General features: G+C 64.2%; 9 protein-coding genes. 6 read left to right on the top strand and 3 right to left on the bottom strand.

Annotation, left to right across the window (positions count from 1 at the left end; all coding sequences use genetic code 11):
* On the bottom strand, positions 1–299 hold a 299-nt coding region (locus tag Q1A87_RS22185), incomplete at its 3' end, for a DUF2382 domain-containing protein (RefSeq protein WP_299656677.1).
* Positions 300–517: 218 nt separating this feature from the next.
* Between Q1A87_RS22185 and Q1A87_RS22180 the strand changes: the two genes are divergently transcribed.
* The 3 genes from Q1A87_RS22180 to Q1A87_RS22170 all read left to right on the top strand — a co-directional run bounded on the left by Q1A87_RS22180 (position 518) and on the right by Q1A87_RS22170 (position 2,617).
* Entirely contained in the window at positions 518–724 is a 207-nt protein-coding gene (locus Q1A87_RS22180) for a hypothetical protein (RefSeq protein WP_299656674.1), read from the top strand.
* A 337-nt stretch (positions 725–1,061) separates the two neighbouring features.
* Positions 1,062–2,387, top strand: coding sequence for a cation:proton antiporter (locus tag Q1A87_RS22175; RefSeq protein ID WP_363323054.1), 1,326 nt, complete (start codon positions 1,062–1,064; stop codon positions 2,385–2,387).
* A complete protein-coding gene (locus tag Q1A87_RS22170) occupies positions 2,384–2,617 on the top strand; it encodes a hypothetical protein (protein ID WP_299656671.1) in 234 nt (77 codons plus the stop codon). The genes Q1A87_RS22175 and Q1A87_RS22170 overlap by 4 nt, the downstream gene beginning before the upstream one ends.
* Positions 2,618–2,738: 121 nt before the next feature.
* Here the strand turns inward: Q1A87_RS22170 and Q1A87_RS22165 are convergent, their stop codons facing one another.
* Positions 2,739–2,927, bottom strand: coding sequence for a WGR domain-containing protein (locus tag Q1A87_RS22165; protein WP_363323053.1), 189 nt, complete (start codon positions 2,925–2,927; stop codon positions 2,739–2,741).
* Positions 2,928–3,218: 291 nt separating this feature from the next.
* On the opposite strand from Q1A87_RS22165, the gene Q1A87_RS22160 reads away from it, so the two are divergent.
* Complete coding sequence (locus Q1A87_RS22160; RefSeq protein WP_299656668.1) at positions 3,219–3,704, top strand: DUF892 family protein; 486 nt, start codon at positions 3,219–3,221, stop codon at positions 3,702–3,704.
* Between the two features lie 421 nt (positions 3,705–4,125).
* Here the strand turns inward: Q1A87_RS22160 and Q1A87_RS22155 are convergent, their stop codons facing one another.
* A complete protein-coding gene (locus Q1A87_RS22155) occupies positions 4,126–5,154 on the bottom strand; it encodes a hypothetical protein (protein WP_299656665.1) in 1,029 nt (342 codons plus the stop codon).
* A 178-nt stretch (positions 5,155–5,332) separates the two neighbouring features.
* Between Q1A87_RS22155 and Q1A87_RS22150 the strand changes: the two genes are divergently transcribed.
* Together Q1A87_RS22150 and Q1A87_RS22145 are read left to right on the top strand one after the other, a co-directional pair.
* Entirely contained in the window at positions 5,333–6,520 is a 1,188-nt protein-coding gene (locus Q1A87_RS22150; protein WP_299656662.1) for a glycosyltransferase, read from the top strand.
* Positions 6,521–6,525: 5 nt separating this feature from the next.
* Positions 6,526–7,602: a glycosyltransferase family 4 protein gene (locus Q1A87_RS22145; protein WP_299656660.1), complete on the top strand. Its 1,077-nt coding sequence runs from the start codon at positions 6,526–6,528 to the stop codon at positions 7,600–7,602.
* Positions 7,603–8,182 lie beyond the last annotated feature (580 nt).

The following is an 8,182-nucleotide window of genomic DNA, read 5'->3' as shown; positions in this document are numbered from 1 at the left end:
AGTTCCTCGACGATGCGGTAACGCCGCACCATCACCTCTTCGACGATCGGGATGATGGTGACGTCGCCCTCCTCGCGCATCGCCGGCGGCTCGTCCACGATGCGGTCGACGGACAGGCGCTCGACATCGACCTGGTCGCGCCTCAGCGTCTCCCGAACGGGAACCTCCTCCTCGCGAGTGCGGAGACGGATCGTGGCGGCGACGCGCTCGGTCTCCTGTCGGGAAACCTTGAGACGTTCCTGTGCGATCGGAACTGTCTCGGTCGCGTCATCGCGAAGCGGCGGGGTCGGGTCACTCACGTCGTGGGTTCCCCCGTTTGATCAGCAAAGCAAAATGTCTGGATAGCGTGTTGCTCCAATCCACACCGCTCCTGATTGTTCCGGGACCGCCGTTAAACATTATTAACGGACCCCTTTGGACTTGCTGTCAGGAAAGGAACAAATGATGCTGCTGCTTGTTGCAAGCCCATGCAAAGGCACCGTCTCGGTCGCCGCTTGCATCCCATTTGGAGAACGTCATGGCTAACAATCCCGGGGATTTCCGGAATCCGAAAATCCAGGACACCGGAAAGAAATCCTCCGGTGGGATCGGCAAATGGATCGGCATCGCCGTAGCGGCGCTCGTCGCACTTCTGCTTGTGCTCTGGCTTCTCGGCGCGTTCGGCAATGACGAAACAGCCATCGAGACGGACAACCCAGACGCCGTGAACGTCCCGGCGAACTAGTCAAGCCTACGCTAAGGCTAACGAGGTCAACGCAGTTCGATCGGCACCATCTGCGGCACTTGGGTTTTCTCTTGTTGCCGCTGATGCCGGCCGAGATTGGCGCAGCTCTTGTCGAGGTTTCGCAACATTACGGAGAGCTGACGGGTGCCAAAGCGTTTCGTCAGCCAATTTGAGCACGATTGCCACGGCCGGAGGATCGGTCCCCTTTCCTTCGACGCCCGGTGCATCGTGCGTCGCCTTTCGTATTTCGGCACCTGTAGCTGAAGATATCTTGTCCTGATTCAATAAAGTCGTCGGCGGACAGGCGCTTTGGTTTTGATCTTCCACGGCGATTGCCGTGACGGCCCTGAACGATACAAGCAAGGTCATGGAAGACGCCCGCTTCGCTTTCGACGCCTACCACATCCTGCTCGTCGCACTGGGCGTGAGCTTGCTCTTGTCCTATTGGCTGCCGCACCTCTTTATGCGGCGGCCGCCTGCCGCGACGGCGCTCCTCATGGCCTGCGGAATGACAGGGTCGCTACTGTTTCCTGATATCGTCGCCGGCATAGACCCCACGGAGAACCCGGCCATCTGGGAACTTGCGGCCGAGCTCGTGGTGATCGTCGTGCTTTTCGCCACCGGGCTGCGGATTGACGACTTGGGCGGTCTGCGGCTCTGGCGGCCGACATTCAGACTTCTTGCCGTCACCATGCCCCTCACCATCGCAGCCGTCGCATTCCTCGGGTGGAGCCTTGCGGGGATGACGATCGGGGGCGCCATCCTGCTCGGAGCCGTGCTCGCGCCAACAGATCCGGTTCTCGCGGGTGATCTCCAGATCGGTCCGCCGCTCGAGGGCAAGGAGAATCCCGTCCGCTTCGCGCTGACGACCGAAGCCGGGCTGAATGACGGCCTCGCCTTCCCCTTCGTCTATCTGGCGCTTCACGTCGCCTCTCAAGGCGCGGACCCGTCCCTGTGGCTTGCCGAATGGCTTGCCTGGGACGTCCTCTACCGCATTGTCGTCGGCACCTTGCTCGGCATCGGCATTGGATGGGTCCTTGGAAGGATCCTTGCGGTCCCCGCCTGGAACACGGTCGCCGCATCAGGCCCCGGCGTCCTTGTCCTTGCCGGCGTGTTTCTCGCCTACGGGGTCGTGGAACTCGTTGAAGGCTACGGTTTCATCGCCGCCTTCGTCGCGGGGCTGGTATGCCGACGGGCCGAGGCCCGGCACAAGTTTCACCAACGTCTCCATGGCTTCGCGAACTCGATCGAACATGCCATCACGGCGATCCTTCTCGTTCTTCTCGGCAGCGTCATGCCCTCGCTCTGGCCTCATCTCGACTGGAGCTACACGATCATCGGTTTCGGGCTGATCCTCGCAATCAGGCCACTCGCGGGGATGATTGGACTGCTGGGGACGCCGCTCAGCTTGCGGGCGCGGGCTGTCGTGTCGATCTATGGCGTGCGCGGGATTGGGTCACTCTATTACCTCGGCTATGCATCCACACATATTGAATTTATCGACGAGGGCGCGCTCTGGGCGCTCGTTGCCTTCACCATCTTTGCCTCCACGGTCATTCATGGTCTGACCGCGACCGCAACGGTCGAGGTACTTGATCGCGAATACGCAGAAGGCAACGGGATCCCACTTGATCGTGACGCTGACGTTCCAAGGGATGGATGACGGACGAAATCCTGGATTGGGGCAAAGACCCGCGTCACAAGGCAATAGAGGCCGGCCCTCTCGATCCGATCCCGACCGGTCCTGGCGGTTCGTCGCTGAAGCCCGGCACCGACCCCATTCAGTGCCTAGGTTTTCTGGACCCCAAACAGCAAATCCGACCGCTCGAAACGTGCTATCCGTTGGTTCATGCAAATAAGCATTTCGTCCTCGACGAGGCTCTGATGGTGTGACCGCCCCCCGACGGCATCTGACGTGCCAAGGTGGGTCAGTGACGATTCACGGAGGAGGGCGGTCACACCATTAGAGCCCATACAAAGTCTTATGCGGCAACATTAACGCGTCTTTGACCGTTCATGGGCAGTCGTTGAATTTGCGACGTACCTTCGTTCCGGCCATCCGCAGGAGTGAGGTAATCGTCTTCCCCTCGTCGGCATGATGCCCGACGAGAACCTGGCTGCCACTGCCGATCCGGCCCCATTCCCGGATCAGTCTCAGCCCACCGAACAGGTCGGGCTGCACCTGCAGAGATAGAAGCGACACATGCTGCGCGCCGGATCGATCCAGCGAAGCTTCAGACCCGTCGGAAACACCTCGTTCTGGACGTCGGACGGCGGCATCTCTTGGCTTGTTCTTCCCCGAAGACGGAGACGATGCGCGTCAGTCGCGAGGCGATCTATCAAGCGCTCTACATTCAAGCCCGCTGACGAGGCTCCACGGGGGCAAGGGGCGCTGCCTTTCAAGCGATCCGTGCAACAAAGCCACCCTCAAGCACGTTCATCGGTGGACACGCGATTTCGCGTCGGCCTGGTGCAACCGAAAAGGATGACGAAAATGTCGACGCTCAAGGATCTTTACGAGGAAGAGCTGCAGGACCTCTGGTCTGCCAATGACCAGATGGCCAGGGCAGTGTCGAAGATGTCCAGCAAGGCCAATGACAAGAGCCTGGCCGACAGGCTCCAGACGGCCAAGGACGGCATCGACAAGCATACCGAGATGCTCCGATCCCTTCTCGATGCGGCCGGTCTGGAGGTCGAGAAGGAGCATTGCAAGGGAATGGAAGGCCTGGTCGAGGAAGCCCGGAAGCACGCGCTCGACAGCGACCTTGAGGGCGCGGTCCTCGATGTCGCCATCATCGCCCAGTATCAGCGGATGTGCCATTACGGGATGGCTGGGTTCGGCACGGCCAAGGCCTTCGCCGAGGCGCTTGGCGAAGAGGATGCGACGCAGAAGCTCGATCGTGCGCTCGACAAGATCTACGGCTCTGACGAATTCATGTCCGATCTGGCGGAGCGGTCGCGCAACCTCGAAGCGGTCTGACGCCACAACGGACAAGTCCGGGACGGGTATACCCGTCCTGGACGTCTTGCGGCGAGGATAGGTCCGTGTCCGTGGCCTCCTGTATCAAAACCGAAAGCGCATCTCTGTGGGTTCGTTCAACTTCAACCCGCGCTTTTTTGCGCTCAACAGGCAAATGGGTGTCCTGATTGAGAGCCAGCGATTGGCGGGAGGCCTAGCACGGGCTTTCGCCGAAATGTTCCCTGTGGCGACTTACCGCCCCGTACCGCGCGTGGACAAGACGCTGTTCCGGGAGGAAATCACGCTCGACTGAGATGTCATTCGCCGTGCGATCGAGCCCGGCGCGACAATGCTCTCACGCCTCTTGCTATTCCTCATTGGAGCCTTGCCCATAGAATGGCTTCGCTGAGTTGGACCGACGAACTTTACGGATAACAGACGTTCAGGTGATCCGATGCCGATCAACGGGGCCAGGAACAAGCCCGGCAAGCGCCATGACCGCGTCCGTATGAAGCCAGGCCAGCGTCGACTCCGCGCCTTGGTTCACGCTGATGCCCTGGGGGTCGATCCCGTCGCGACAGCCGCCGTCCGGGGTCACGAGGGGGCGGCCGACCTCGTTGCGGCCAAGGAACCAGGCGTGCGCCCGCTGCGCCTTTCGGGTCCAGTCCGCATCGCCCGTGAGCGTATGGGCGGCAAGCGTCGCCTCGACTTGCGCCCAGGCGTCGAGGGGCTGCTGCGCGTAGCGGGCCGGGCCACCGGGTCGCCCGTACGCATTGGAGCCTGGAGGGCGGAAGGCGCCGTCCTCCGCGGTCTGGATGCGCGACATCTCGCGTAGCGCAGCCAGTCCTGCCTCCGCGAGTTCCCCTCGCCACCGCGCGCCGTCAAGCGCGCCCTGGGCGAGGCGCGGGCTGTCGTAGGCCAGTTCGGCCTCGAAGGTATCGCCGGGCGCACGCTGCCACAGATCAAGCAGGCGGTCGGCGAGCGTTCGCGCCGGAGCGTCGACCGGAAGGTCGAGCTCACGTGCCGTCGACAGCGCTCCGAGCGCCCAGGCCCAGGGCCGTGGTGACCGGAAGGTCGTCGCCGAGGGCAGCGCGTTCCGCAGACACTCCCGTGCCCAGTCCCCGATTCCGTCCGGTAGGGGCGCTAAGGCTGTCTCCGCGAGCGTCAGGAGGGTGCGCGCGGATGCATCTTCGTCCGGGCCCCCGATCCATTGCCGATCGTGGGAGAGGAAATTCCGGAACCCGCCCGCCTCGGCGTCCCAGGCGTGATCCACGAAGGACGCGTAGATCACGGCCAGTCGTCCGGGCAGGGGATCGACCGGATCGAGCCGTGCGCGCCGCGCGCAGAGCCAGAGCGCGCGCGACACATCGTCGAGACAATAGCCGTGTCGACGGTCGGGGACGATGCGCCGGGCGTGCTGCCAGATTCCGCAATCGTCGGTCAAACGAACGAGGTGATCGAGAGGGGCCATCGCCGAAATCTCCGCTGCGATGCGCGATGCCCCGCGCATGGTCGGGTGGGGTATATGGAACCGGCACCTTCGTCGAATGGTTAACGCCGCACACGGCCGAACGATGCCGTCCACTCAATGACATCGTAGTTCAAGCGACACGGTCGGGCCGAGCGTGTCTTCAAGGAGATCCCGCCCCATGGACGTATCGTCGCTTCGCAGGCGCCGGTCGCGATACCCGCTGCGCGTCGCGCTCGTCGGGAACCATCCGCCCCGGCGTTGTGGCATCGCGACCTACACGCGCGACGTCGCGATCGCGCTCCGCGCTGCAGGGCATATCGTTCACGTCACCGCAATGTCGGAGCCCGGACGGAGGCATTCCTACGGGTCGGCCGTCGATCTCGAGGTGCGGCAGGAAGTCCGTGCGGATTACGCGATGGCCGGGCGCGCGATCGCAGCCTGGGCGCCCGACGTTGTCTTCGTTCAGCATGAATTCGGTATCTTCGGCGGTCCGGCGGGGGACTGGCTGATCGACCTTATCGACGCCGCCAACGTTCCGAACGTCGTGCAGCTCCATACGGTGCTGGCCGAACCCGACTTCCATCAGCGCGCTGCGATGGAGGCGCTTCGACAGCGGACGGCGTCCTTCATCGTGATGGCCGCCCGCGGGCGGGACATGCTGGCGGAGACCGGCCTCTGCGGTCTTTCTGTCCATGTCGTTCCGCACGGCACGCCAAACCGGGCGCGCATCCGTCCCGCCGACATGCGCCGGCGGCTCGACTGGTCCGACCGGCCGACACTCCTGACTTTCGGCCTCCTTTCTCCGGGCAAGGGGATCGAGACGGCGATTGCCGCTCTGCCGGCGATCCTCTCGCGGGTTCCGGACGCGCGCTATGTCCTGCTGGGCGCGACGCATCCAATGCTTCTGGCACAGGAGGGGGAGCGGTATCGCGAGGGCCTGATCGATCTGGCGCGCCGGCTCGGCGTCGAAAGGGCGCTCCGGATGGAGAACCGCTTTATCGACGACGCGGATCTCTGCGACGCGCTGCAGGCGGCGGATGTCTACGTGACGCCGTATCTCAACCGCGCGCAGATCACGTCGGGCACGCTCGCCTGCGCGCTGGCCTGCGGCGTCCCGACCGTGTCGACCCCGTACTGGCATGCCGAGGATGTCCTCCCGGCGGAGCTTTTGTTTTCGTTCGGCGACGTTGACGGCCTGGCGGCGCGTGCGACGGACCTGCTGACGCAGCCAGATCGGCGGGAGGCGCTGGCCCGGCGGGCTTGGAACGAGAGCCGGTCGGCGATCTGGCCTGCGATCGCTCATCGGCTCGACACTGTCCTATGGGCGGCAGCGCAGGTCGACATGCCGACGATCGCCGCCAAGTAGTCCGCATGCGGATCGGGATGGTCGCGCCGATCGCCTGGGCCTGCCCGCCATCCGGCTACGGGCCGTGGGAAGCGGCGACGAGCACCTTGACCGAGGCGCTGGTCCGGCAGGGCCACGATGTGACGCTGTTTGCGGCCGGGGGCTCGTGCACGGCCGGCACGCTTCGGGTGACGGCGCCGCATCCCTACGAGGAGAGGCCGCTCGACGTGAAGGTCTGGGAGACGCTGCATCTTGGTGCCGCCATGTCCGAGGCGGCCTGTGGCGCGTTCGACGTGATCCATGTCCAGTGCGACTTCCCTGCGCTCCCCTATGCGCCGCTTCTGCCCGTCCCGATGATCGTGACGCTGCACGGCTTCGGCCCGCCCTCCGTGCGCAACGCGGTCCTGCCGATCTGGCGCGCGTACGCGAACGACGCCCATTACGTTGCCATCTCCGATGCGGATCGGCATCCCGACCTCCGCTACGCCGCCACCATCCACCACGGTCTCGCCCTGAGCGCCTGGCCGGTTGTCGCGGAGTCCGCGCCCGACGCGCCGCTCGTCTTCTTCGGCCGGTCCCATCCGGAGAAAGGACCGGCCGCCGCCATTGACGCAGCCCGCGCGGCCAGCGTACCGATCCGCCTTGCCGGGATTGTCGCGGATGCCGACTACCACGCGGTCGAGGTCGTGCCCCGGCTGGAGGATCCCGGCGCGGTCTGGGTCGGCCCGCTCGCTGGAACGGAGCGGGCACGATTCCTGGGCGCTGCACGCGGACTCCTGCATCTGATCGCCTTCGATGAGCCCTTCGGTCTCTCGGTCGTCGAGGCCATGCTCTGCGGCACGCCGGTGATCGCGCTGCGTCGGGGCTCCATGCCTGAATTGATCGAGGAGGGCGTAACCGGCTTCCTCATTGACCGCCTGGAGGACGCTCCGGCCGCGATCGCACGACTTTCCGGAATCGACCGCGCGCGATGTGCCGCGCAAGCGCGCCTGCGCTTCGCCGACGACACAATGGCTGTGCGCTACGAGGCCGTCTATCGAGCCGCTCGGACCATGAAGCTGCAGCAGTTGGCCACGGACGAGGCCAGTAGGAAGTTCTGTTGATGTCTGTGCTGGGGATCATCTCGAAGCTTTGCGGGTCGTACATCGCGAGCGCCGCATCGGCGGCCCAATGGCGGTGAGCTTCTGCTGATCTGCGAAGATCATGACGGTCCGTCCCTCCCGACCGCGCCAAAGGTGAAGAGCACCGGGGGAGCAGGATCGCGGCGCATGCCTGCAATGCTTCGCAGCGCCGGCGGCGAGATCGAGATGCGACCTCGACCCGAAAGGTTAACGGCGCGTATTCGGCTGCCTGTCCGAAAGATAACCGCTGCTTTAGGTATTGGAGATTGGTCAGGTGATTGCGGACAGCTATTCGACACAGGGCTATGCCGATCGACCATTCATAAGCCGCAATGGAATTTTCGCGGTCGCTCCTTACGGAAACGTGTCGTCCAAGCTGTCTCAACCTGCTGCGCAGGCGGCGTCCGGAAGTGGCGCCGTTCGCAATGATTGACCCGTTGCCCGTGATGGAGTTGTAGTCGTCCGCCAGCCTCGAAAGGGTTCGATGATAGTGTCCCACCCTGTGGTGTAGGAGGCCGCGCGCGGAGCCTTTGGCTCGGCGCAGCGTGCGGCCGGGCTGGTG

The sequence above is a fragment of the uncultured Jannaschia sp. genome (genome assembly GCF_947494055.1).
In the GTDB taxonomy this organism is placed as follows: Bacteria; Pseudomonadota; Alphaproteobacteria; order Rhodobacterales; family Rhodobacteraceae; genus Jannaschia.
Note: the sequence above shows the minus strand (reverse complement) of the source record. Positions and strands in the feature narration are given on the sequence as shown.

What these genes read in the sequence shown, in the direction of transcription:
- Q1A87_RS22180 (WP_299656674.1), top strand. Translation starts at nt 518, where the DNA reads ATGGCTAACAATCCCGGGGATTTCCGGAATCCGAAAATCCAGGACACC.
- Q1A87_RS22160 (WP_299656668.1), top strand. Translation starts at nt 3,219, where the DNA reads ATGTCGACGCTCAAGGATCTTTACGAGGAAGAGCTGCAGGACCTCTGG.
- Q1A87_RS22150 (WP_299656662.1), top strand. Translation starts at nt 5,333, where the DNA reads ATGGACGTATCGTCGCTTCGCAGGCGCCGGTCGCGATACCCGCTGCGC.
- Q1A87_RS22155 (WP_299656665.1), bottom strand. Translation starts at nt 5,154, where the DNA reads ATGGCCCCTCTCGATCACCTCGTTCGTTTGACCGACGATTGCGGAATC.
- Q1A87_RS22145 (WP_299656660.1), top strand. Translation starts at nt 6,526, where the DNA reads ATGCGGATCGGGATGGTCGCGCCGATCGCCTGGGCCTGCCCGCCATCC.
- Q1A87_RS22170 (WP_299656671.1), top strand. Translation starts at nt 2,384, where the DNA reads ATGACGGACGAAATCCTGGATTGGGGCAAAGACCCGCGTCACAAGGCA.